This is a genomic window from Chryseobacterium soli (assembly GCF_000737705.1).
GTDB lineage: Bacteria > Bacteroidota > Bacteroidia > Flavobacteriales > Weeksellaceae > Chryseobacterium > Chryseobacterium soli.
Genome location: NZ_JPRH01000002.1, coordinates 238,269 through 260,911, shown reverse-complemented (window position 1 = coordinate 260,911; position 22,643 = coordinate 238,269). Strand labels below are relative to the sequence as shown.

Below are 22,643 nucleotides of genomic sequence, written 5' to 3'. Positions count from 1 at the left end.
AATTTTTTATCCAATTTTGTACCAAATAGTACATAATCAAAAATACGTTATAATTAATCAACAACAAACATTATGAACATTACCAACAACACCATTCTGATTACCGGAGGAGGATCAGGAATCGGATTAGAAATCGCAAAAGCATTAAGTCCTGACAACACCGTTATTATCACAGGAAGAAATAAGGAAAAGCTGGATACTGCGGCAAAAAATTTAGACAATGTGGTTACCATTCAGGCCGATATTACGAACGAAAGTGATGTTGACAGATTGGTCGAAGAGATTAAATATACATTCGGATCTCTGCATATCCTTATTAACAATGCCGGACACGCTTATGCTTATACACTTTCAGAAAATTCAGACAGCTACAACAAAGCCGTAGCTGAATTTGCAACCAATTATTTCGCTCCGGTAAGACTTATCGAAAAATTTCTTCCCTTGTTGAAACAGCAAACTGAAGCAGCCATCGTCAACGTTTCATCAATTGTTGCTTTTGTTCCCGCATCAAATATTCCTACTTATTCTGATTCTAAAGCAGCTCTGCATTCTTATACTCAATTACTGAGATATGAACTGGCAAAAAATACTGATGTTAAAGTATTTGAATTAATGCCACCATTGGTCAATACAGACCTTTCCGAAGAAATCGGTGGTAAAGAAAATGGAATTCCGGCTTCCGATGTCGCGAATGATTTGGTAAAAGGCCTTCAGGAAGATATTTATGAGATCCGTGTGGGAAATACAGAAGTGATATACAGCAATTTCTTTGCTAATTCTGAAGCTTCTTTTAGTGTATTAAACCCGTAATAAAACTTGCCTTCTATCATTTTTTAATATAAAGATGAATTAAAATGTAGAGCTGAATTTTTCTTACATAGCTTTACTATAACTTCCCGCAGATTGAGCTGATAATGCAGATTCTTTTATGATGAGCTGTTGAATGAGCTAAGTCTGTGGGAGATTTTTTTTAAGATTAAATCGAACATATCTTATCACTTAAGTAAAAAATAAGCTTATACTTTAAGGTTTTAAACAAACACTTAAATCACCTTAATGTGTATTAAATAATTTCATATCTTAGTAATACCAAATTAAAAATAGTAACTACTATGAAAAATTCAAAGAAATTAACACGAAAAGAGTTGGTATTCATTAGTGGCGGAGATACTCCGTTTGCTATTTGTGACGCTGATGGCAACTGCCCGCCTGGATTTCCAAGTGGAGGTGGAAACAGCTACTGCAGCGGCGGGATATGTTATAGAACCAGCCCTGGAGGCGGCGGTCCCGGTGGCGGTGGATGTATTGAGCCTCAGCATCTTTGCCAATCATGGGAAACAGGATGTGGATGTGTTTATTTGTAAATATTGTTAGATAAATGAGAGGGCGGTTTTTACCGCTCTTTTTTTGGCTACAGAAAAAGCAGATCCGGCTACATCTGATGTTCGGGTATTCCTGAACTTTGTCCATATAAAAATAGTTAAAATGAAAATTATTGTAACAGGCTCGTTAGGAAATATCAGCGAACCGCTAACTAAAGAATTAATACGTAAAGGACATGCTGTTACGGTTATAAGCAGCAGTTTTGAAAGAAAAACAGCCATTGAAGCATTAGGTGCCAAAGCCGCCATAGGCACAATGGAAGATATTGATTTTCTAGCGGAAACATTTCGGGGAGCTGATGTAGTGTATGCCATGGAGGCATTGAATGCCGGCAGCTTTTTTAACCACGATCTGGATTTTATTGAAGCCAATACTAAAATCGGAAGCAATTATAAATCTGCTATCGAAAAATCAGGAGTTAAAAACATCATCCACCTCAGCAGTATCGGGGCTCATATGAAAGAGGGAAACGGTATTCTTACCTTTCATTATAATGTAGAGCAGCTATTGAATGAACTTCCTGAGGATGTATCTATTAAATTTATGCGTCCTGTAGGATTTTACTACAATATGTTTGCTTTTATTCCTACTATAAAATCTCAAAATGCCATCTTCCAAAACTATGGAGGCAATAACAAGGAGCCATGGGTTTCACCATTGGATATTGCCGCTGTTATTGCTGAAGAAATTGAAAAGCCTTTTAACGGAAGAGAGGTCCGCTATATTGCCAGCGAAGAAATTTCACCAGATGACATCGCAGCAACATTAGGGAAAGCCATTGGAAAACCAGATTTGAAATGGATTGCCGTTACCGATGAAGAAATGCTTAACGGAATGATCGGTGCAGGAATGAATCCTAAAACGGCAAAAGGTTTTGTAGAGATGAATGCAGCAAGGGGAAACGGTCTTTTATATGAAGATTACAGACAACATAAGCCTGTACTTGGAAATGTGAAACTGAAAGATTTTGCTGAACAATTTGCGGCAGCGTATCATCAATAATATGTAATTTAGTATCGTGAAACAGCCCGTAAGAATAAAAACTATCACTGAGTTCCATCAGTTCAGAGCGCTGCCTAAGCCGGAACATCCACTGATCAGCATTATCGATTACAGCACCATCAGGCACTATTCGGAAAGTACTGAATTGAGCTGGATTCAGGATTTTTATTCTATTTCCATTAAACGTACCTCTAATGCACGGATACAATATGGCCAGCAGGAATATGATTTTGATGAAGGGGTTATGTTTTTTATGGCTCCGGGGCAGGTTTTCAGTATTACGATAAATCCAAATTCAAACAAAGAACATACGGGATGGATTCTGCTCATCCATCCCGATTTTCTATGGGGAACTTCTTTGGCGAAGACCATAAAACAGTATGAATATTTTGATTATTCAGTGAATGAAGCATTATTTCTTTCTGAAAAGGAAGAAAATACCCTGCAACAGATTATACTAAATATCCAGCAGGAATACCATTCCAATATTGACCCATTCAGTCAGAATATCATCATTTCCCAGATTGAAACCCTGCTGCATTATGCTGAACGCTATTACCAAAGGCAATTTATTACCCGGAAAATTTCCAATCATAAAATTCTGGATACGTTAGAAGATCTGTTGGAAGATTATTTCAGCAATGAAGGCCTTCTGACCAAAGGTCTGCCATCTGTGCAATACGTTGCAGCACGCCTTAATCTTTCACCCAGCTATCTTACAGGTTTATTAAAAGTACTCACCGGACAGAGTACGCAGCAACACATTCATGAAAAACTGATTGAAAAAGCAAAGGAAAAACTGTCAACCACCCCATTGTCTGTGAGTGAGATTGCATACGAACTGGGATTTGAGCATCCTCAGTCTTTCAGTAAATTATTTAAAAATAAAACCAACCTTTCTCCTTTGGAATTCAGGCAGTCGTTTAGTTAAAATAAAGAAACAATGATTTACAAAATTTGTTGTAGATATGAGAACTCCCGGAAGCTTAAAACATATGATCTGATATATCTACTACTCTATCAAAAATTGGTGTAGCAAATAATCGACAACTTATGTTATAAATTTATGTAGTTTTGCCGATTGAAAAAAGGTAATTCCACTATGCTTAAATATTTTATTGTCCTACTTACATTTATTTCTATCCCATTAAGTTCTCAGATCAATACTTCTCTCCTTTCCAACAGCTGGACCCGAGTGAAGGTAAAAACTGAAGATGGCAGCAGGGCTCTCAATGATAATTCATCTACATTTATTCAATGGAAACTGGTTAATAACAGATTGTGTAAAAATTACAATCCAAACATTTCTTTTGACAGTGGGCATTGTACTGATTATAAAGTAGAAAAAAATTTCATTAGATTCTCACCTACAATTGCCTATGAAATAGAGAAGCTTGATAATGATTCATTAATTGTGATAGAAAGATTTGAAGCAAAGAAAGATCCTGACAAAGCTTTAAAATTTTGGTTTGTAAAAACATCAAATATTGAAAAAAAAGACGTTGAAAAAAATCAAAATGATTCTGTTCTCATCGCCGACACACATTTTGCTCCTAAATTAAGGGGTGAATTCTTATCAGATAAACTTACCGAATATGCATTAAAAGGAGATTTCAAATTAATTGGAAACATACTAATATATCCAAAAAAACAAAAAGTAATTTTTGAAATAGACAATTCTGCAGATATTAAAGGAAGTGCCAAGGTGATAAAAAATATACAGCAGGTAATTGAAAATAGTTATTATGAATGGAATTTAGTTGGTTTTAAAAATTTTGAAAAAATATACGTTCCTTTTACTGTTGAAAGTTTTCATAAAAATTCGCAAGAATATAGTATTAAAATAAACTTTCCAAAAAAACAATCAGTAAACACAGTTACTATACCCAAAGAAACAGTATCTATTAAAAGTGAAAACCCCTCACTCTCTAAAGAAAATTTCACTAAAGGTATGGAAGCTCTCAAATTAAAAAAATATGACGCAGCCATAGGATTATTTGAAAAAGCTTATGGAATGGATAATACCAATACTGATGCTTTATACAATATTGCAGCGGCAGCCAGTATAAAAAATGATATTGTAACCGTATGCGATGCATTAAAAAGATTAAAAGATCTTGAACAAACTGAAGGTACAAGATTATACCACCAAACCTGTCAGAAACCATAACAGAAACGCTCTCTACAGAGCGTTTTTTCTTTTATTTAATCTAAATAGACCTTACGTATTAGGATAAAAATAATATATTAGTGGCATGAAATATTTTGAAAAAATTCAAGGACTTCTTCCGTTGGGGTATTTATACCTCATCATTCTTGGACTTTTAAAGGAAAGTATTTTTTTTTATCCGCTGGGAATACATATTTTAAAATTTTCGTCCATTACCGATATTCTGATCAGTCCTATTTCTGATATTACCTCCAACCCTATTCTCATTATTCTGATCACTTTTATATTCCTTGCCTTTTTTATATATCAGGCAGTCCTTATTAGAAACAGTCATAAAGAATGGGGTAAAAAAATACTCAAGTCTTACCGGCTCAATGCAGATGTAGAAAAAAAAGAACTCCAAAAGGCTATGATCCCTGTTTTCGGGGTGGTTGTGGCATTCGCACTTCTTTCTCTTTTTGTTGGTCTTGGAATAGGACAAGGTAAAATGGTGAAAAATAAACTTGAGAAACAAAGTTTTAGGAATAATTATATAGTGACTTTCAGTTCAGGAAAAACAGCAGAAGTTTATATCATAGACAACAACAGTTCCTACTATTTCTATGCAGAAAAAGGCAGTAAAACTGTGAAAATAGTCCCCACCGGAAATATCAGTTCCCTGGAAGTAATTAATCCCAAATAATATGAAAAACAAACTAATAACCGACTACACCGATGAAGAGCTCATAAAAAATGAGAAAACATTAAAAGTAATGACCATAATGCTGATGTGCACACTTGTCCTTCTCTTTTGTGCACTTCTCTTCCTTACCATTGAGAAAGGATTCAGCCCATTGCTTATCGTTCCGGTTTGCCTATTCCCTTTATTACTCATTAATTTCATCAACTGGAATAATCTTAAAAAAGAAAAAGCCAGAAGAAATCTGAAATAAAAATTCATATTTCCTTTTTAGCAACAAGCTGTTGAAAATTGATGAAATACATTATCCTATATTAAATTTCACAACAAAACATACAAATTAATATTTAAGATCAGGCATTATCAATAAAAAAATCACTATTAAGCGATCTTATAAATTAAAAAAAACCCCCGCGCCTTCGGCGCGGGGGTTCATATATAAAGTTTAAAATATTAAAACTTCAAATCACCATTCACTTCTCTCACAGCATTAGCTGCTTCAGCGAATTTTAACTGCTCATCAGCAGTCAGTGTAATGTTTACGATGCTTTCCACACCGTTAGCTCCGATGATCGCAGGTACCCCTAAACAGATGTCATTCTGACCATATTCACCCTCAAGCATTAGAGAACAAGGGATCATTTTCTTCTGGTCGCATGCAATTGCCTGAACCATTACAGAAACAGCAGCACCTGGTGCATACCATGCAGAAGTACCTAACAGTTTAGTTAAGGTAGCTCCACCTACTTTAGTTTCTTCGATAACGTATTTTTGTTTCTCTTCGTCTAGGAATTCAGTTACAGGAACTCCGTTTCTTGTAGCTTTGCTCAATAATGGAAGCATTCCTGTATCACTGTGTGCAGCGATTACCATTCCGTCAACGTCAGAAATCGGGCTTTCCAATGCTTCAGCCAATCTGTATTTGAATCTTGCAGAATCCAGTGCACCACCCATACCGATGATCTTGTGCTTAGGAAGACCAGATGTTTTGTGTACCAGATAAGCCATCGTATCCATTGGGTTAGAAACCACAATGATGATTACTTCAGGAGAATGTTTTACTAAGTTAGCAGTAACATCTTTTACGATTCCGGCATTGATACCGATCAGCTCTTCTCTCGTCATTCCAGGTTTTCTTGGAATCCCTGAAGTGATTACTGCTACATGAGAACCTGCAGTCTTGCTGTAATCTCCTGTTGTTCCGGTAATTTTTGTATCGAATCCGTTAAGCGATGCGGTTTGCATCAAATCCATTGCCTTACCTTCAGCAAAACCTTCTTTAATGTCTACTAAAACGACTTCCGAACAGAAGTTTTTCATAGCGATGTATTCCGCACAGCTTGCTCCTACAGCGCCTGCACCTACTACAGTTACTTTCATATTGTATACTTTTAAAAATTTATTTTTTAGTTAAGTCTAAAATTATAACGCCCAAATTTAACAATTCCTGAAAAATTGGGCAATCTTTCAGGAATTTTATTAAGGTTTAAAAGAAATTAATTGACGTTTAACAGAAACGTATATAATTTTTTAGCTCCGGATAACACTTCGTTGTAATTTTCTTCACTCACTTCGGTATCCAGAACCTCTTTGAAATTTTTCCACATCGGTCCTGTATTTTCCTGATAGCATCCAAAGAAATTAAAGCTTACCTGATCAAATCCTTCCGTTTTAGAGAGTTGTTTTGCGATAACGTTTCCACCTAAGGTAGATCCTTCAATCACATACATGGCTCCCAGTGCTTCATGCTCATTGCTGAACTCAAGATCATGGGAAACTGTTTGATTTTCCAGAGAAAGACTTTCAAGATCTTTCTCAATTAAAGGAAGTTTTTTTCTATTGTTCAACTGAAGCTTTTCAGCATATTTACCAGAAAGGTTGTTGAATATTTTATCTTCAGAATGCAGAAGCATCAGATAATTGGTGTTGATAATCTTTTTGTAGTCTTCTAAAGTGAAAGTTCGGTTAAAGATTTTTTCAGAATTAAAAAGTTTTTCAGCAGCATCGTGATATTCTGCTGTATTTTTTTTAAGATATTCAGATACCATAGTAAGTATTTAAAAGTTTCCTCAAATTTAAGGCTTTTTAAACGTTAAAATGAAAGAAGTACCATCTTTATTGCTTTCGTAGGCCACATTTCCGCCGATTCTTTTCATAATACGGTGAACAATAGACAGCCCTATTCCGTTTCCTTTAAATTTCTTCGCATTATCCATTCTGTTGAAGATTTTAAACATTTTGTGTTTTTCCTCTTCCGGAATTCCAATTCCGTTATCTGAAATCCTGTAAATAATGGTTTCGCCATCCTCACTCCCTTCGATCTCAATCTTCGGCTGATCCCTGTGGGAAGAATATTTCACGGCATTGTTGATTATATTTAAAAATACCTGATGAAGCATGGTTTTATCCGCTAATACATCCGGACATTCTTTAATAATGATTTCACTTCCCGGGCTTTCGAAAGTGATCTTAGCATTTTCCGAAATCTTTTTAATGGTATTTACGGTCTGTAAGCTTTGAAGATCTATTTCGCTATGCTTCGCACGGCTGAGCTGTAATACATCATGCATCATCTCTGCCATATTGTCGATCTCCTCGATAATCGAGTTTAATTTATTTTTATTCTTATCTGTCTTTTCAAAATTAGAAAGAAGCATTTGGGCATTCAGTTTCATCACAGTGAGTGGTGTTCCCAAATCATGCGAGATCGTGTACGAAAAACTGTCGAGTTCCTCATTTACTTTTCTCAACTGATTATTCAGTTCTTTGATGGCAGTATACTGCTTATGTGAAGTTTCCAAAATCACATCTCGTATAGCCTGTACTGCACTGATATTTCTGGAATTCCATCTTCTTGAATTCCCTTTAATATTTTCTGTAAATACCTGAAAAGATGTTCTGGGAGAAATAATCTGCTTCTCCTCTCCGTTCTGCGAAAAAACACCTATTTTTTTCTCTGGGTTTCCTGCCCAGTTTATATGTTCATCAAATTCTTTACGGAACCAGATCAGCATTTCGTTTTTGCTTCTTTCCACAAAATAGATCGCAATTCCTGCTGCTCTTTCATCCAATCCTAATACATCACCGAAATCTTTAAGAAAACTTCTGCTGATATAGATATTATCTTGTGTATTTTCATGAGCCCAGTCGATAATCTTTTCAATAACAGCCCGTTCGGGAACATTACCTTCTGTCACGATATTATCCTCTGCGATAATAGCCAGGCCATCAGCTTCCGGCAGTCCTTTGATTTCAGATTTATTCCCAATAAGAGAATCGAATAAAGTTCCATGTTTTAAAAAGTCTGATTTCAGAGCTGCCGCTTTTTCATTCAGCGCTATACGATAATTCAGTTCTTTTTTAGACTTAAAGGAAGAATAGGCATTGGCGGCCAGCGCTGTAAAAATCCCTGCCTGCACACGGTCTTCAAGATCGATATGTTTAGGTTCAGAACTCTGGCAGGTAACGAGCCCCCAAAGATAATCATCAATAATAATAGAAACACTGAAACTGGAAGAAGCCCCCGAGTTTTTTACATATTGCCCATGGATGGGAGACATTCCTCTCGAAGCAGTAAGGCTGAGATCAACAGTCCCAATTTTTTTACTGATGAGAGGGACATTTTCAGCATATACATTACTGAAAATTCTTTTTCTCTTTTTTAAATAAAGTTCCCGTGCCTGTCTTGGAATATCAGATTCCGGGTAGTGAAGTCCCAGACAGCTTTCCATCCTATTATTACTTTTTTCAGCAATTACTTTTCCGGAACCGTCTATCATAAATTTATAGACCATCATCCGGTCGTAATTCACAATTTTCGAAAGAGTGCTCAGGAGCTGTTCCCAGATTTCCTGTGCATCATCGATGATATAGAAATTATCATATTTATTGGAAATACGCTTATTGGGATTTTCCAATACGGCTTCAAACTCTAAAAAAATATGGTTATTACTTCTGAAAACAGAAAAATGGTATTCTTTTTCGCCAATGAATATTTTATCAAAATGAGTTTCGTTTTCTCTTTTTGTAAACTGATCTAAGGATGCAAAAATATCGGCTTCTATAATACTGGAAAAAATTTCTGGAAAGTCAGTAACTTTCTTATCGAAAAGCTGTGTGGTGTTCTCGACAGAAAATATATCCTTGATATTTTCACTAAAAAAGGTAATGGAGTGAGAGACTGCGTCAATGCCAATCAGATATCCAAAACTTTGTATATATCCTGGGATATGTATTGGCTCCTCATGGCACTCTACAAAATTCATATATTTCTTTAATCTATCAAATATAACGATTTTTTTAAAGATATAGTACTTTGTGGTACCGAAGATTCAAGGCCATATAATACTATATGCCTTGCATTGCTTATAGATAACTATTCAAATATCAAGCCAAAACGTAATTAATTCTTCGATAATAACAGGATATTTTATTTTAAATATAATGAAATTTTTTCAATCCTTCAAGAAGAATTCCGCAAACTGATACTTAACATAAATTTCATATTAAATCTTAAAATAATTATGTTAATTAAACAAAATTTATTAAATTTATATCACCAAATAATGAATTCAATTCGTAATCGTTGAATTTCTTACAGAAATTTCAATATAAGTTCTACATCAGTTCAAAAAATATAATACTATGAAAAAGTTCCCTTTACTATTACTATCATTTGTCCTTTCCATAGGAATCTGGAGCGAGTATGAAGCCTGCACGAGGCTCGTTTATAAAGGTCCGGACAAAACCGTGCTCACAGCCCGATCAATGGATTGGAAAGATGAAATTCCAGCTAATCTCTGGGTACTCCCGAGAGGCATCCAACGTACCGGAGAAGTGGGACCACTTTCATTACAATGGACCTCGAAATATGGCAGTATCATCAGTACTTCATGGGATATTGCTACAGCCGACGGAATGAATGAAAACGGCCTTGTAGCCAATCTTTTATGGCTGGGTGAATCCCAATATCCTGCATTCAATCCTAAAGGAAACAAAAAGGGACTTGCCATTTCCTTATGGGCACAATATTTCCTTGATAATTTCGGAACGGTAAAAGAAGCCGTTGATTATTTGAAAAACGATCCATTCGTTATTGTCAGTGATTATATTCCGGGAACTGAAAAATTTGCTACCGTACATCTTTCACTTTCCGACGCCACAGGCGATAATGCTGTTTTTGAATACATAGACGGAAAGCTGGTGATTCACCACGATCCTTCTTATACCGTAATGACGAATTCTCCTGTTTTCGACCAACAGCTTGCTTTAAATGCCTACTGGCAAGGAATTCCGGGAACTATGATGCTTCCAGGAACCAATCGTGCAGCAGACCGTTTTGTGAGAGCTTCCTATTACATAAATGCCATTCCACAGACCAGTGATACGCGTACAGCTGTTGCCAGCGTATTCAGCGTGATCAGAAACTGTTCCGTTCCTTATGGTATTTCTTCAGAGACAGAGCCTAATATTTCCTCTACGAGATGGCGTTCTGTTTCAGATCAGAAAAATCTGGTCTATTACTTCGAAACTGTATTTACTCCTAACACATTTTGGGTAAACCTTAAAGATTTTGATTTAAGCCCGAAAGCAAAAGTAATGAAACTGGACCTCAGTAATTACCAGACCTACAGCGGGAAGGCCAATACCAGTTTTAAAGAATCCAAACCTTTCAAATTCTTAGGAATATAATTAGGGTTAGCGTTTATCGATATATTATTAAATACCAATTTTATGACCTTTTTTTCAACAAAAAAGAGTGGTCTGTTCTTTTGCCTTATGCTCTTTTGCGCATCAGCAACCGCACAGATTCCAGACTCTGCTCAAACCAAACAGGAGGAAGATAATGTGAAATATCCTCAGCTCCAGATCAAAGGTCTTTTTCAGGCCCGGTATCTGGTAGGCATCTCTAAGGATGTGGATGTTAACGGGCTTCATCATTCTGACGGATCAGGCACAAGCAATAATTTCATGCTCAAGTACATGCGGGTGCAGGTTCGTGCTCAGATCAGCAAACGTACGGAAGTGGTAGCATTGGCTAATTTTGCTGATTTTAAAAATGATCCTAAAAGCAGAGTCCTTGAAAATGCTTACCTGAAATATACTTTTAATCCAAAACTAGCTTTTACCGTAGGACAATTCAGACCCTGGTTTGGTATTGAGGAAACCTACCCTATCGACATTATCAAGTCACTGGATTGGTCCAACCAATATACTGAATTCGGAAAACTGGGCTGGACAAGTTTCCAGATCGGTCTTTCTGCTACAGGGCAACTCCAGTTAGGCCAGATTCCTTTTCAATATGCCCTATCTGTCGTTAATGGAAATGGAAAAAACCAGGTAAATGATAATGATAACGGAAAGCAGTATTCCACCCGGATGGTTTTTGGACTGAATAAAAAATATGCATTGAATTTAGGCCTTAATGGAGGTATTGGTGAAGTTTTCAGTAAAAAAATATACGCTGTAGGTGTTGACCTCAGTTCATTAGTCAATTTTGACCCTAAGTGGAGCCTCGATATGCAGCTGGAAGCCAAGCAGGCAACCAATCATCCACTTTATTTTGCAGTAACCCCGGAATTAAGGCCTCAAAATCCGGACGAATATCTGATCAGAGGAGTTTATTTTCTTCCGAATCTGAGGTATGAAGTGAATCATAAAAACCTCAGTGCTTTTGAATTGTCATGCCGTTACGAATACATTGATACTAATTTTAGAATCAATTCAAACCCAAGGCAAACCGTTACACCGATGGTAGGATTAGAGTTTCTGAAAAATTACGGTGCAAGAATACAGCTCGGAATGCAGTTCGACCGTTACAAATACCAGATTGACAATACCTCACAATACAACAACAATCTATTTATCGTTCAGGTACAGAGTAGATTTTAACCGCTAATACATTGATTATCATGAAAGAAATTAATCTTAAAAATATAGCGATAACGTTTGCCGTTGCGCTTATTATATGGTTTATCCCTGTACCCAAAGGGGTTTCCCCGGATGCATGGCATCTGTTTGCTATTTTCGCCGCTACTATTTTAGGAATTATCCTTAAAGCAGCTCCCATGGGAACGATGTGTATGATGGCCATTGGGTTTACAGCCCTTACCCAGGTTGCAGCTCCCGGTGATGCGGGAAAATCAATTACAAAAGCTCTTTCAGGCTTTGGGGATAAAGTGATCTGGCTGATAGGAATTTCCTTCTTCATTGCCAGAGGCTTCATTAAAACAGGACTGGGAAACCGGATTGCCTTTTTATTCATCAGAATTTTTGGTAAAAGTTCTCTTGGATTAGCCTATGGATTGGGGCTTGCCGACGTTTGTCTGGCTCCAGCTATTCCAAGTAATACGGCAAGAGGCGGAGGAATCATCTATCCAATCATGAAATCCATGGCAATCAGCTTCGATTCTGTTCCGGAGAAACCTGAAACCCACAGAAAACTAGGTTCATTTTTAACACTGAACAGTTATTATATGAATCTGATCTCGTCTTCCATGTTTTTAACAGGTACGGCCAGTAACCCGATGTGCCAGAAATTTGCAGCTAATTTAGGAATCAATATTACCTGGATGTCCTGGGCTGCTGCCGGTTTTGTTCCAGGTCTGGTGGCTTTCTTTATCGTTCCGTTAGTATTATACAAACTTTATCCGCCTGAATTGAAAAAAACAGGTGATGCACCGAGAATGGCCGCCGAAAAACTAAAAGAAATGGGGCCTATCTCTAAAAACGAATGGCTGATGTTACTCGCCTTCTTTATTTTACTGGGACTCTGGATCTTTGGCGGAGCTCTTTCTATTGATGCTACCACTACGGCTTTTATAGGCTTAACTTTATTATTACTTACTTCAGTACTGACCTGGGAAGATGTAAAAGCCGAAAAGGGAGCCTGGGATACCATTGTATGGTTCGCCGTACTGGTTATGATGGCAAGTACTCTTAACGAACTTGGATTTATTGGCTGGTTCAGTGATTTAATTAAAGCAAAAATCGGAGGATTAAGCTGGCAGGTTGCCTTTCCGGTTATTGTTCTGGTGTATTTCTTCAGTCATTATATTTTTGCCAGTGCCACAGCCCACGTGGCAGCAATGTATGCCGCGTTGTTAGGAGTAGGCGTTTCTTTAGGAATTCCGCCCATGTTGTTAGCAATGATGCTGGGTTTCTTAGGATCAATCTACGGAGTACTCACCCATTACGGCCATGGTCCGGCACCGGTCTTCTACGGAAGCGGATATGTTGAACTGAAAGCATGGTGGCTTCGTGGCCTGGAAATAGGAATTGTCCTTCTGATTATCTACATGGGTGTCGGTGGACTTTGGATGAAAATTTTAGGATATTATTAATTTATATATAAAAAATATGCTGTCTACCTTATCAAGAAAAATGCTGATGTGCCTTACAGGACTTTTCCTGAGCTTCTTCCTGTTGATTCATTTCTTGGGAAACCTTCAGCTTTTTTTACCTCAAGAGCAGGCTCACCTGCAGTTTAATACCTATTCGCATTTTTTATCCGGAAATATTGTGATCAAAATAGTTTCATACGTTCTGTATGCAAGCATTCTTATTCATGCACTGGATGGATTGGTAATTACTTTACACAATAAAAAAACGGGCGGAAGCTACCGCAAAGACCAGCGGGGAAGAGCCAGTAAATGGGCTTCCAGGAATATGGGAATTTTAGGAACCTTGATTTTGATCTTTTTAGTGATTCATTTTCAGAATTTCTGGTATATCTATAAGTTCGGAAACCCGCCACTGGATGATAATGGAAATAAAGATCTTTATATTCTGGTAGTCACTGTTTTCAAAGAATGGTGGTATGTCATTATTTATGTACTGTCTATGGTCGCCCTGTGTTATCATCTTATCCATGGGATACACAGCGCTGTCAGAACGCTGGGACTTTATCATCCGAAGTTTGTACGATGGTTTAAAACGATTGGAATTGCCTACTCAGTGATCATCAGTATCGGTTTTGCACTGATGCCTATTTATGTATACTTCACTGCTCATTAAACAGAAAAGTCATGATTTTAGATTCAAAAATACCACAAGGTCCGTTGGAACAGAAATGGGACAACTATAAAAAGAAAGCAAAACTCGTTAATCCTGCCAACCGCAAAAAATTAGATGTCATTGTGGTGGGAACAGGTTTGGCAGGAAGTTCAATTGCCGCCTCTTTAGGAGAAATGGGATATAATGTTAAATCGTTTTGTTTCCAGGACAGTCCGAGAAGAGCACATTCCGTAGCGGCACAAGGAGGCGTAAACGCAGCCAAAAATTATAAAAATGACGGTGACAGCGTCTACCGAATGTTTGTAGATACTTTAAAAGGGGGTGATTTCAGAGCAAGAGAAGCCAATGTTTACCGGATGGCAGAATGTTCTTTAAACCTCATCGATCAGGCCGTAGCGCAAGGTGTTCCGTTTGGAAGAGAATATGGGGGCTACCTGAACAACCGCTCTTTTGGGGGGGTACAGGTTAGCAGAACCTTTTATGCCAGAGGACAAACCGGCCAACAGCTGCTGTTGGGAGCCTATCAGGCTTTGATGCGGCAAGTTGGGAAAGGCAGTGTACAGCTGTATTCAAGACATGAAATGCTGGATCTCGTTGTTATTGACGGAAAGGCCAGAGGAATTATTGTAAGAAATCTGGATACCGGCGAAATCGAAAGACATGCTGCCCATGCCGTAGTGCTTGCGACTGGAGGATATGGTAAAATTTATTATTTATCAACCCTGGCGATGGGCTGTAATGGTTCTGCGATCTGGAGAGCTCATAAAAAAGGAGCATTAATGGCTTCACCAAGCTGGATTCAGGTGCACCCTACTTCACTGCCTCAGTCCGGGGATTACCAGTCGAAGCTCACCTTAATGTCAGAATCACTGCGTAACGACGGAAGAATCTGGGTTCCTTTACAAAAAGAGGAAACCAGACTTCCCAATGATATTCCTGAAAGCGAAAGAGATTATTATCTGGAACGGAAATACCCGGCTTTCGGAAATCTGGCACCAAGAGATATTTCTTCCCGGGCTGCTAAAGAACGGATCGATGCAGGATTTGGAATCGGACCCTTGAAAAATGCTGTTTATCTTGATTTTTCGAAAGCAATACTGGAACAGGGAAAGGACAAAATTCAGGAGAAATATGGAAACCTGTTTGATATGTATCGCAAAATTACAGGCTACAACGCTTATGAGGAGCCTATGATGATTTCCCCTTCTGCTCACTTTTCTATGGGCGGCCTGTGGGTAGATTATGAACTGATGACCACTATACCAGGATTATTTGCACTGGGAGAAGCGAATTTTGCAGATCACGGAGCCAATAGATTAGGGGCCAATTCTCTATTACAGGCTTCTGTGGACGGTTATTTTATCGCACCTTATACGATTGCCAATTATCTTTCCAATGAAATCCATACCGGGAAAATTTCAATTGACGATCCTGCATTTGAACAGGCAGAAAATAAGGTAAAAAAACAGATAGAACAGTTTATCGGAATCAATGGAACCAAAACCGTAGATTATTATCACAAAACCTTAGGAAAACTCTTATACGATTATTGCGGATTGGCAAGAAATGAAGAAGGCCTGAAATATGCCATTGATGAAATTAGAAAGCTAAAGCAGGAGTTTTATCAAAATGTAAAAGTTTCCGGAAAAGGAGACTCTATGAACTCCGAACTTGAAAAAGCAGGCCGTGTGGCAGATTATTTTGAAATTGGTGAGCTGATGTGCTACGACGCCCTTACCCGAAACGAATCCTGTGGTGCCCATTTTCGTGAAGAATATCAGACACCGGATGGAGAGGCATTAAGAAATGATGCTGAATTTCAGTTCATCTCCGCCTGGGCATGGAATGGTGAAAACAAAGAACCCGAATTGATTAAAGAACCTCTGGTATTCGAAGAAATACAACCTACGGTAAGAAGCTACAAATAAAAAACAGAAATTATGGATTTACATCTTAAAATATGGAGACAGAAAGACAACCAGTCTGAAGGAAAACTGGTAGATTATGAATTGAAAGAACTGAATTCCCATATGTCTTTTCTGGAAATGCTGGATACCCTGAATGAAAAGCTCATTACGGAAGGAGATGAACCTGTAGAATTCGACCACGACTGCCGGGAAGGCATCTGCGGACAATGCGGCATGATGATCAACGGATTAGCTCATGGTCCGTTAAAAAATACAACGACCTGCCAACTTCACCTGCGGTCATTTAAAAACGGAGAAACCATTGTCATAGAACCTTTCCGGGCACAAGCATTTCCGGTAAAAAGAGACCTGAAAGTCGACCGTTCATCTTTTGACAGAATTATTTCTTCAGGTGGTTTTGTATCAGTGAATACAGGCCAGGCACCTGATGCCACCGCTATTGCAGTTACTCATCAGCTGGCTGAAGAAGCCTTTGACGCAGCTGCCTGTATCGGTTGTGGCGCCTGTGTAGCAACCTGCAAAAATGGAAGTGCTGCTCTTTTCACTTCAGCCAAAATTTCTCATATGGCTTTACTTCCCCAAGGAAAAGAAGAAAGAAGTACGAGAGTTCTCAGTATGGTAAAACAGATGGATACTGAATTATTCGGGCACTGTTCCAATACGGAAGCCTGCGAGGTGGAATGCCCACAGGGAATCTCTGTACTGAATATCGCCAGAATGAATTACGAGTACAGCAGAGCGTTGTTCTTTTGGAAAAAATAAAGAAAAGGGCGAAAAGAAACGTATCTTTTCGCCCTTATTTCTAAGTCACTATGGTGATGCTTCTGCGGACACTTTTGGAATAGTAATTTCACTGTATTATTTCCGGCAGTGATGCCTCCTCCGTTTAAACTTCTTTATCGAAATACAGCATATAGTATTTCCCTTTTTCATCTTCTCCCGTAGCCAGTTTCTGACGATCACCGTGGATGTAGATGTGGAAGTTCTTATCTAATTTAATGATACTTTTGAAATGACGCTGGGTCTTTTTCACAGCAGCTTCACTTATCGGAAATTCTTCCGCGATATTGATCTGCATATCCTGTTCGTAGTCTGTTTTAAAATTATTAAAACTCTCAATTACATGCTCATCTCCCAAGACTTCACTTGCAAATTCATCCAGTTTAAATTCTTCTTTTTCTTTGAAGAAATTAATTGATTTATTTAAGAAATCTGCCTGATCTGCTTTTGATACTTCAAATTCCTGAGGCAGCTGCTTAGTGATATAATCTTTGTACACCATCAGGGCTTCCTGTGTGTGGAAATATTCGTCGTCACGTTGTTTTACCTTTAAGAAATCCTCGAACCAGTAGTACATATCTCCATTTTTGTTGTTATCAACTACAGAAAGTACATATCCGGTTTCTTTGTGGTTATTGTAGATCAAAGCGGCTTTATCAATTTTTGACAGACCAATTCCGAGGTCTTTTTCAATGTCAAAACTTTCGCCCTGAGGAGCTATTTTTAAGAATGGTTCTCTTTTTTCAGTTTTAAAAATCCCGATTTTATCTACTTTTTCATCACCTTCTCTATCGTCTTCAAAATAAACGATAAATAATTCTCCGCCCATAACTCTTGGATTTTCAGCAGCTTCGAAAAGGTGTTTGGCAATATTTTCAGCTTCCCAAAGAAATTTGGCTTTATCATCAAAAATTTCAGATACAGAACTGAAAACAGGATTATTCACCAAATAAGTATCACTGTAAAAATTGAACGTTTCCTCAGATTTGAAAGAACCTAAAAAGTAATCTTCAAGCGATTCTGCCACTCCTTCTTCCAACTGCAATTCTTCCTGAGAAAGTATTAAAGACTCTCCGTTGATTTTATTTCCTACTCTGTGTACTACTATTTTTGAAAACATTTTTGATTTTTATAGACTGCAAAGATATTAATTATCTTAGAGAATGAACAGCTTTCGTTTTGATAAAAATGTTCTCATTTTGATAGGTTTTTCTGCTGTTTCCAATTAGCACGAAATACAATAAACAACTAATTTACAACGACTTAAATGAAAATATTATTCAAAGGAACACAATTGGTACCTCTCTATTCAAAACAGAGAAAAAATGGACTTAAAAACTTTAAACAGAATCGACACCTTAAGGAGATTAAAAAGCAAAGGACCTGAAAAACCTAAGTGGCTAAAACCTTATCACTTGCTGTTCATCGCATTTTTGGTCATCTTTATTTTCGGTGGATGCATAAAACTTTTAGAACAAAACCCTACTTAATATGAACTATTTACAAGCCGTTCAGGAAATTACAGAAGTAATTCCCGACATACAGAATGAATTAAACAAGAATACGGTACAAAATTCTTACAGCACCATCAGAATTTTTACCGATCAGATCAAAAAAATGATCCGGGAAAACAACAGGAACCTGTTATTTAAAAGTTTACAAAAGATGGATATAATTTATAAAAATGGTGATCTGATGCTGAGGAATGCTGTGGAAAGTACATTCATCTATTCACTGGATAGCTGTACCGCTTTCTGCAATGAAGAATACCGAAAAACAATATTCAGTCATATTTCTCAGGATCTTCAGAAAATTTATTCAAAACAAATTTATAATCATGGGATATAATGTCCACTATTTTAGAGACAGCTTATAAATTGTCATACAAGGATGACTTTTTAGAGAAATTCATTCCTATTTACTGACACCCTATTTTTTTATTACATATTTCAATGATTTCATTACAAAATTAACCACATTATGAAAACAAAAATCAGAAAAGAATTCGATTGGAAAAGCTGGAAAACATCGAATTCCAGACACAATACAGAGATATTGGCAACTCACATTGCCGTGATTATCGGGGTATTTATTTTTGCAGCCTGTTTATAAGTTTGGTACAGTTTTCGTGGCTATAACAACTGTCTGAAAAATATTAATTATGACGAACGTACCAATGCAAACTATTAATCAAAAAATAGCAGTAGAGTATTTAAAATTTTTCTATCCGCCGATCCGAAAGGAGATCTCCCAATTATCTGTGCAAAATAACTTTGCAGGGATCATGCAGGCAACGATCAACTATTTGAAAAATCTGTTGTCAGAATCTAAGATCAACATTATCGGCCACCACATCAAACTGATGGAAGGAATTTACAGCAATGCAGATTCTTATGTAAAGGATATGATCGAGAACCTTTTTATACGGTCTTTTGGAAGCTTTAAAAAGCACACCAAGATCCAGCACTGGAATCTTATTTTCCAGTATATGCCCGCACAGTTTCAGGAAATATATCTGAATCAGGAAAAGCAGGATCAACTGTTCTTTGGTAAAAAATAACTTTTAAAAATAAAACTCCCCGAAACTAAAAATTTCGGGGAGTTTTTTCATCTCTATTTGATGTATTGAACAACTATATTAATTCCATAAAATTCTTGCGATAATAATACACAATCCTATACACCTAGAATTTTTCACGAAAATATAAAAAACTCCCAAACATAAGTCTGAGAGTTTATTATCTTATTTTTATATTCCTGATAAGAAGTCTGTAAACGTACAAATTCTTTAGGTACTTCTTTTGCCGTGTTATCTTACTGAGCTTTTTTCACAAATACTTTCTGGATGGTCTGAAGCTCTTCTTTATTAAGTTTGGAAGATTTTTCCAGTTTGGCTAAAAAAGAATCAACTTCTTCCGGTGTTGCCGGTGATCCAAGATTGTCGCCTTTGGCATCAAATGAATCTACCAATACCTCTCCTTTAGGATTGAGTACCAGCCAAAAAGGAAGTCCTGCATTCTGGCCTTTATATTTGTTCATCATTTCCTGTCCGCCTGGATTTTCAAGACTTTTCTTCTCTCCTCTTTCCTGAACATCAAGATAAGTGGTGACAAAACTTTTCTCAAATAAAGGTTTTGTTTCCGGAAGATTCATATTCTTTTCCATCATTTTACACCATCCGCACCAGGAAGCATGGAATATTAAAAGTACATTTTTCTTTTTCGCTTTAGCTTCTGTAAGCGCTTTATTAAGGGCTACATCGGCTTTTTCCTGGGCAAAATTTAACTGGAATAACAATAGACCAATAATTAAAATTATTTTATTACACTTCATCTGAACTTTATTTTTTGTGATTAAACTATACGAATTTAACTCTTTTTCCTTTAATTCCGAATACAAAAAATCCCCAAGCTTTCACTTGGGGATTTTATATTTAATCATTCTGTGACTGCTTATTTTTTCCGTTGCAGCCGTAAACCAAAACTACAATGATAAAGTTTAAGAATAATAAAGGCGTAAAATATTTAGTTGCAACCAGAAAGTCATTATAAGAGTGTATAATAAATCCAGCCAACCAAACCATCAATGATATAGCGCTCGTTACTTTTGCTATTTTGAACTTAGATTTAGAATTAATTGTGGTTATTGATAATAGATTTAAAACACCACAAATCGTTAAAAAAAATCTTATGAACATTGCGGTAATTCCCTGGTAACATGATCCACCTTCAATTTCAAATTTGTCTGGAATACAAAAATAAGAATAAGCCAGGACCATAATTAACGTTATTGAAAGGAAAAATACAATTCTTTTACTCATATTAATTATTAATACTTCATGAGGTTATTTTGCAAACTCACGCTTGCCATATTTATTCTATTCGTTGTAATAATCTGTAATAAATTACATTTCCGTTTCCATCATCCAATGTCATTATTAAATTTCCTTTTTTAAAAAAATCATCGATGTCAACCGCAAATAGATTTACTCCCCAAAGTTCTTGGTAGTCCTTAATATCTTTATTATCAATAGTCAAAAATTGTCCATCTAATTTATAATTTGGCGTTTTGCCGGCTGGCAAAGTGGCAAATATTTCCTTCAAGTCTTTTGCCGAGTAGTCAGAATCTTGATCAGACATCATTGAATACACTTTGCCATTTTCGTAGAATGCAAACCATTGAAATTTTTGAGGCCAAGGGTTGGATTTATTCAGTTTATCTTCATTCGGAAGCTCAACCTTTTTCCAAAAACCTAACAATTCAGAAAGTTTTGGTGGTCCGCCTGCCTCTGATCCTTTTTCTTGTCCAAAAACAGAAAAGGAAAGGAATGACAATAGAATTATGATTGTGTTCTTTGCTATCATATTTGAAAATTTGTTTTTTTGTCTTTTATAATTTTGCTGAATATAACAATTCCATCCTTTTTGAAAAAGCTTAATATGCCTTTTTAATATACCTTGATATTAAATTTATCCGAAAATGTTCCATCAGGGTTTTCTTCTAAAAATTTATTATGAATGAAGAAAATATATTTTTGCAATATCGGATTTTTGCAATTTCACACTTGATTGGCATCCTGCAAAACTAAAAGCAACACAATTGAAATGATGTGAAATCGATATTTTGTTTTTATTTCAAAAGTTTACTTTCCTTAATTATTTTTCTGATTTCCTGCTCAAAATAGTAAGCAATATCAAAATTTTCATTGCCTACATTTTCCATTATAACTACACTGGTTTTGGTTTTGGGGTAGTATAAATTAACAGCGGTGAAACCTTCTCCCGGATGAAAACCTGTATGCCCAATCTCATTGATGCTGTCTTTATCATTTATTCGCAAACCATAACCGTAGCCAATAGGAGTTTTGCTGAAAACCTGATGGGTGTCGGTTATGACATAACTGGTCATCATTTTATATGTTGAAGGTTTTAGAACTTTTCCATTATGTAAACATTCGTTCCATTTTGCCAGATCGGGGACAGTAACAATTAAGTGACTTCCAAAATAATTGTCAGCATCAAAACTTAATTGTTCATTAAGCTTAAAAGTTCCGTCTTTTTTTATGGTATGTCCTTTCGTCAACAATTTACTAGTGGTTTTGTTCGGATAATAGCTATTGTTCATTTTACATTTTTTGAATAATGCTGTTACTAACGTTTCAAAATTTTGACCACTTTGCTTTTCAAGAACAAGCCCAGCAACATAATAACCAACATTGGAATAACTAAAAGCAGAACCTGGTTTAAATTTCAAAGGCTTGTCCATATTTTCGCTGTACAATCCCGAAGTGTTATTAAGTAATTGATGAACGGTAACAGTATCTGCCCAGGAATATTTAAAATCAGGTAAATATTTGCGAATAGGTGTTTGCAGATCAATTGTTCCTTTTTCTACCTGCTGTAAAATAAGTGCAGCCGTAAATTGTTTGGCTATCGACATTGTAGAGAATTTATCATCAATTCTCAGCGGTGTTTTTTTATTGAAATCAGCAAATCCATACGCTTTTGCATATTTCATTTTCCCATTTTGCTGAATGTACACTACTCCGTTAAAATCTCTTGGACTTTTAGTTTTTAGTAAACTATCAATTTTATTTGAATAGTTATCTTTTTGTTGTGCTGATGAATTGCAACTTGTCAATAGAATGGTTATTGCAAGAAATGTCAGTTTGAAAATTTGTCTCATT

Annotated in this window: 25 protein-coding genes; 17 read left to right on the top strand and 8 right to left on the bottom strand. The window is 36.6% G+C overall.

Features of this window, described 5'->3' with window-relative positions; translation table 11 throughout:
- The first annotated feature begins 72 nt into the window (after window positions 1-72).
- From IW15_RS06480 to IW15_RS22590, 7 genes are all read left to right on the top strand, one after another.
- Complete coding sequence (locus IW15_RS06480) at window positions 73-810, top strand: SDR family oxidoreductase (RefSeq protein WP_034710113.1); 738 nt, start codon at window positions 73-75, stop codon at window positions 808-810.
- Between the two features lie 302 nt (window positions 811-1,112).
- Entirely contained in the window at window positions 1,113-1,364 is a 252-nt protein-coding gene (locus tag IW15_RS06475) for a hypothetical protein (protein ID WP_084681373.1), read from the top strand.
- A gap of 121 nt (window positions 1,365-1,485) precedes the next feature.
- Window positions 1,486-2,385 (top strand): NmrA family NAD(P)-binding protein, encoded by a 900-nt coding sequence (locus IW15_RS06470; protein WP_034710305.1) that lies wholly within the window; start codon window positions 1,486-1,488, stop codon window positions 2,383-2,385.
- A gap of 16 nt (window positions 2,386-2,401) precedes the next feature.
- Window positions 2,402-3,316 carry a helix-turn-helix domain-containing protein gene (locus IW15_RS06465; RefSeq protein ID WP_228384313.1) on the top strand — a complete coding sequence of 305 codons (915 nt, stop codon included), beginning with the start codon at window positions 2,402-2,404 and terminating at the stop codon, window positions 3,314-3,316.
- A 171-nt stretch (window positions 3,317-3,487) separates the two neighbouring features.
- The gene (locus IW15_RS06460) at window positions 3,488-4,555 is read left to right on the top strand and encodes a tetratricopeptide repeat protein (protein WP_034710110.1); all 1,068 of its coding nucleotides are present in this window, start codon (window positions 3,488-3,490) and stop codon (window positions 4,553-4,555) included.
- Between the two features lie 85 nt (window positions 4,556-4,640).
- Window positions 4,641-5,237: a hypothetical protein gene (locus IW15_RS06455; RefSeq protein ID WP_034710109.1), complete on the top strand. Its 597-nt coding sequence runs from the start codon at window positions 4,641-4,643 to the stop codon at window positions 5,235-5,237.
- Window position 5,238: 1 nt separating this feature from the next.
- Complete coding sequence (locus IW15_RS22590) at window positions 5,239-5,487, top strand: redox-active disulfide protein 2 (RefSeq protein ID WP_131368509.1); 249 nt, start codon at window positions 5,239-5,241, stop codon at window positions 5,485-5,487.
- A 200-nt stretch (window positions 5,488-5,687) separates the two neighbouring features.
- On the opposite strand, the gene IW15_RS06445 is transcribed toward IW15_RS22590, so the two are convergent.
- The 3 genes from IW15_RS06445 to IW15_RS06435 all read right to left on the bottom strand — a co-directional run bounded on the left by IW15_RS06445 (window position 5,688) and on the right by IW15_RS06435 (window position 9,499).
- A complete protein-coding gene (locus tag IW15_RS06445; protein WP_034710107.1) occupies window positions 5,688-6,614 on the bottom strand; it encodes a malate dehydrogenase in 927 nt (308 codons plus the stop codon).
- Window positions 6,615-6,730: 116 nt separating this feature from the next.
- The gene (locus IW15_RS06440) at window positions 6,731-7,282 is read right to left on the bottom strand and encodes a biliverdin-producing heme oxygenase (protein ID WP_034710106.1); all 552 of its coding nucleotides are present in this window, start codon (window positions 7,280-7,282) and stop codon (window positions 6,731-6,733) included.
- Window positions 7,283-7,309: 27 nt separating this feature from the next.
- Window positions 7,310-9,499 carry an ATP-binding protein gene (locus tag IW15_RS06435; protein WP_034710105.1) on the bottom strand — a complete coding sequence of 730 codons (2,190 nt, stop codon included), beginning with the start codon at window positions 9,497-9,499 and terminating at the stop codon, window positions 7,310-7,312.
- Between the two features lie 379 nt (window positions 9,500-9,878).
- Here IW15_RS06435 and IW15_RS06430 point away from each other — a divergent pair, with 379 nt between their 5' ends.
- From IW15_RS06430 to IW15_RS06405, 6 genes are read left to right on the top strand one after another with little or no spacing between them, the layout of a single operon-like run.
- Entirely contained in the window at window positions 9,879-10,925 is a 1,047-nt protein-coding gene (locus IW15_RS06430; RefSeq protein WP_034710104.1) for a linear amide C-N hydrolase, read from the top strand.
- A gap of 42 nt (window positions 10,926-10,967) precedes the next feature.
- Window positions 10,968-12,125, top strand: coding sequence for a porin (locus IW15_RS06425; protein ID WP_034710103.1), 1,158 nt, complete (start codon window positions 10,968-10,970; stop codon window positions 12,123-12,125).
- 20 nt (window positions 12,126-12,145) lie between these two features.
- Window positions 12,146-13,576 carry an anion permease gene (locus IW15_RS06420; RefSeq protein ID WP_034710102.1) on the top strand — a complete coding sequence of 477 codons (1,431 nt, stop codon included), beginning with the start codon at window positions 12,146-12,148 and terminating at the stop codon, window positions 13,574-13,576.
- 16 nt (window positions 13,577-13,592) lie between these two features.
- Window positions 13,593-14,249, top strand: coding sequence for a succinate dehydrogenase cytochrome b subunit (locus IW15_RS06415; protein ID WP_034710101.1), 657 nt, complete (start codon window positions 13,593-13,595; stop codon window positions 14,247-14,249).
- Between the two features lie 11 nt (window positions 14,250-14,260).
- A complete protein-coding gene (locus tag IW15_RS06410) occupies window positions 14,261-16,177 on the top strand; it encodes a fumarate reductase/succinate dehydrogenase flavoprotein subunit (RefSeq protein ID WP_034710100.1) in 1,917 nt (638 codons plus the stop codon).
- A 12-nt stretch (window positions 16,178-16,189) separates the two neighbouring features.
- Complete coding sequence (locus tag IW15_RS06405; protein WP_034710099.1) at window positions 16,190-16,939, top strand: succinate dehydrogenase/fumarate reductase iron-sulfur subunit; 750 nt, start codon at window positions 16,190-16,192, stop codon at window positions 16,937-16,939.
- Between the two features lie 124 nt (window positions 16,940-17,063).
- On the opposite strand, the gene IW15_RS06400 is transcribed toward IW15_RS06405, so the two are convergent.
- Window positions 17,064-18,077, bottom strand: a complete 1,014-nt coding sequence (locus IW15_RS06400) for a nucleoid-associated protein (protein ID WP_034710098.1) — start codon at window positions 18,075-18,077, stop codon at window positions 17,064-17,066.
- Between the two features lie 205 nt (window positions 18,078-18,282).
- Here IW15_RS06400 and IW15_RS22710 point away from each other — a divergent pair, with 205 nt between their 5' ends.
- The 4 genes from IW15_RS22710 to IW15_RS06390 all read left to right on the top strand — a co-directional run bounded on the left by IW15_RS22710 (window position 18,283) and on the right by IW15_RS06390 (window position 19,517).
- The gene (locus IW15_RS22710) at window positions 18,283-18,447 is read left to right on the top strand and encodes a hypothetical protein (protein WP_165585167.1); all 165 of its coding nucleotides are present in this window, start codon (window positions 18,283-18,285) and stop codon (window positions 18,445-18,447) included.
- A 1-nt stretch (window position 18,448) separates the two neighbouring features.
- Entirely contained in the window at window positions 18,449-18,805 is a 357-nt protein-coding gene (locus tag IW15_RS06395) for a DUF7674 family protein (RefSeq protein ID WP_034710097.1), read from the top strand.
- A 132-nt stretch (window positions 18,806-18,937) separates the two neighbouring features.
- Window positions 18,938-19,069 carry a hypothetical protein gene (locus IW15_RS23085; RefSeq protein ID WP_262483656.1) on the top strand — a complete coding sequence of 44 codons (132 nt, stop codon included), beginning with the start codon at window positions 18,938-18,940 and terminating at the stop codon, window positions 19,067-19,069.
- 49 nt (window positions 19,070-19,118) lie between these two features.
- Entirely contained in the window at window positions 19,119-19,517 is a 399-nt protein-coding gene (locus tag IW15_RS06390; protein WP_034710096.1) for a DUF7674 family protein, read from the top strand.
- A gap of 254 nt (window positions 19,518-19,771) precedes the next feature.
- Here IW15_RS06390 and IW15_RS06385 read toward each other — a convergent pair whose 3' ends face one another.
- From IW15_RS06385 to IW15_RS06370, 4 genes are all read right to left on the bottom strand, one after another.
- Complete coding sequence (locus tag IW15_RS06385; RefSeq protein ID WP_034710095.1) at window positions 19,772-20,290, bottom strand: thioredoxin family protein; 519 nt, start codon at window positions 20,288-20,290, stop codon at window positions 19,772-19,774.
- A 100-nt stretch (window positions 20,291-20,390) separates the two neighbouring features.
- On the bottom strand, window positions 20,391-20,777 hold the full coding sequence (locus IW15_RS06380) for a hypothetical protein (protein WP_034710094.1): 387 nt from the start codon (window positions 20,775-20,777) through the stop codon (window positions 20,391-20,393).
- Between the two features lie 52 nt (window positions 20,778-20,829).
- Complete coding sequence (locus IW15_RS21900; protein ID WP_051881803.1) at window positions 20,830-21,321, bottom strand: hypothetical protein; 492 nt, start codon at window positions 21,319-21,321, stop codon at window positions 20,830-20,832.
- Between the two features lie 265 nt (window positions 21,322-21,586).
- Window positions 21,587-22,642: a serine hydrolase domain-containing protein gene (locus IW15_RS06370; RefSeq protein WP_034710092.1), complete on the bottom strand. Its 1,056-nt coding sequence runs from the start codon at window positions 22,640-22,642 to the stop codon at window positions 21,587-21,589.
- Window position 22,643: the final 1 nt, after the last annotated feature.

Coding starts and splice junctions, on each gene's coding strand:
- IW15_RS06470 (WP_034710305.1), top strand. CDS start 1,486: ATGAAAATTATTGTAACAGGCTCGTTAGGAAATATCAGCGAACCGCTA.
- IW15_RS22710 (WP_165585167.1), top strand. CDS start 18,283: ATGGACTTAAAAACTTTAAACAGAATCGACACCTTAAGGAGATTAAAA.
- IW15_RS06380 (WP_034710094.1), bottom strand. CDS start 20,777: ATGAGTAAAAGAATTGTATTTTTCCTTTCAATAACGTTAATTATGGTC.
- IW15_RS06370 (WP_034710092.1), bottom strand. CDS start 22,642: ATGAGACAAATTTTCAAACTGACATTTCTTGCAATAACCATTCTATTG.
- IW15_RS06400 (WP_034710098.1), bottom strand. CDS start 18,077: ATGTTTTCAAAAATAGTAGTACACAGAGTAGGAAATAAAATCAACGGA.
- IW15_RS22590 (WP_131368509.1), top strand. CDS start 5,239: ATGAAAAACAAACTAATAACCGACTACACCGATGAAGAGCTCATAAAA.
- IW15_RS06475 (WP_084681373.1), top strand. CDS start 1,113: ATGAAAAATTCAAAGAAATTAACACGAAAAGAGTTGGTATTCATTAGT.
- IW15_RS06385 (WP_034710095.1), bottom strand. CDS start 20,290: ATGAAGTGTAATAAAATAATTTTAATTATTGGTCTATTGTTATTCCAG.
- IW15_RS06405 (WP_034710099.1), top strand. CDS start 16,190: ATGGATTTACATCTTAAAATATGGAGACAGAAAGACAACCAGTCTGAA.
- IW15_RS21900 (WP_051881803.1), bottom strand. CDS start 21,321: ATGATAGCAAAGAACACAATCATAATTCTATTGTCATTCCTTTCCTTT.
- IW15_RS06480 (WP_034710113.1), top strand. CDS start 73: ATGAACATTACCAACAACACCATTCTGATTACCGGAGGAGGATCAGGA.
- IW15_RS06395 (WP_034710097.1), top strand. CDS start 18,449: ATGAACTATTTACAAGCCGTTCAGGAAATTACAGAAGTAATTCCCGAC.
- IW15_RS06390 (WP_034710096.1), top strand. CDS start 19,119: ATGACGAACGTACCAATGCAAACTATTAATCAAAAAATAGCAGTAGAG.
- IW15_RS06410 (WP_034710100.1), top strand. CDS start 14,261: ATGATTTTAGATTCAAAAATACCACAAGGTCCGTTGGAACAGAAATGG.
- IW15_RS06455 (WP_034710109.1), top strand. CDS start 4,641: ATGAAATATTTTGAAAAAATTCAAGGACTTCTTCCGTTGGGGTATTTA.
- IW15_RS06430 (WP_034710104.1), top strand. CDS start 9,879: ATGAAAAAGTTCCCTTTACTATTACTATCATTTGTCCTTTCCATAGGA.
- IW15_RS06415 (WP_034710101.1), top strand. CDS start 13,593: ATGCTGTCTACCTTATCAAGAAAAATGCTGATGTGCCTTACAGGACTT.
- IW15_RS06460 (WP_034710110.1), top strand. CDS start 3,488: ATGCTTAAATATTTTATTGTCCTACTTACATTTATTTCTATCCCATTA.
- IW15_RS06445 (WP_034710107.1), bottom strand. CDS start 6,614: ATGAAAGTAACTGTAGTAGGTGCAGGCGCTGTAGGAGCAAGCTGTGCG.
- IW15_RS23085 (WP_262483656.1), top strand. CDS start 18,938: ATGAAAACAAAAATCAGAAAAGAATTCGATTGGAAAAGCTGGAAAACA.
- IW15_RS06440 (WP_034710106.1), bottom strand. CDS start 7,282: ATGGTATCTGAATATCTTAAAAAAAATACAGCAGAATATCACGATGCT.
- IW15_RS06425 (WP_034710103.1), top strand. CDS start 10,968: ATGACCTTTTTTTCAACAAAAAAGAGTGGTCTGTTCTTTTGCCTTATG.
- IW15_RS06420 (WP_034710102.1), top strand. CDS start 12,146: ATGAAAGAAATTAATCTTAAAAATATAGCGATAACGTTTGCCGTTGCG.
- IW15_RS06435 (WP_034710105.1), bottom strand. CDS start 9,499: ATGAATTTTGTAGAGTGCCATGAGGAGCCAATACATATCCCAGGATAT.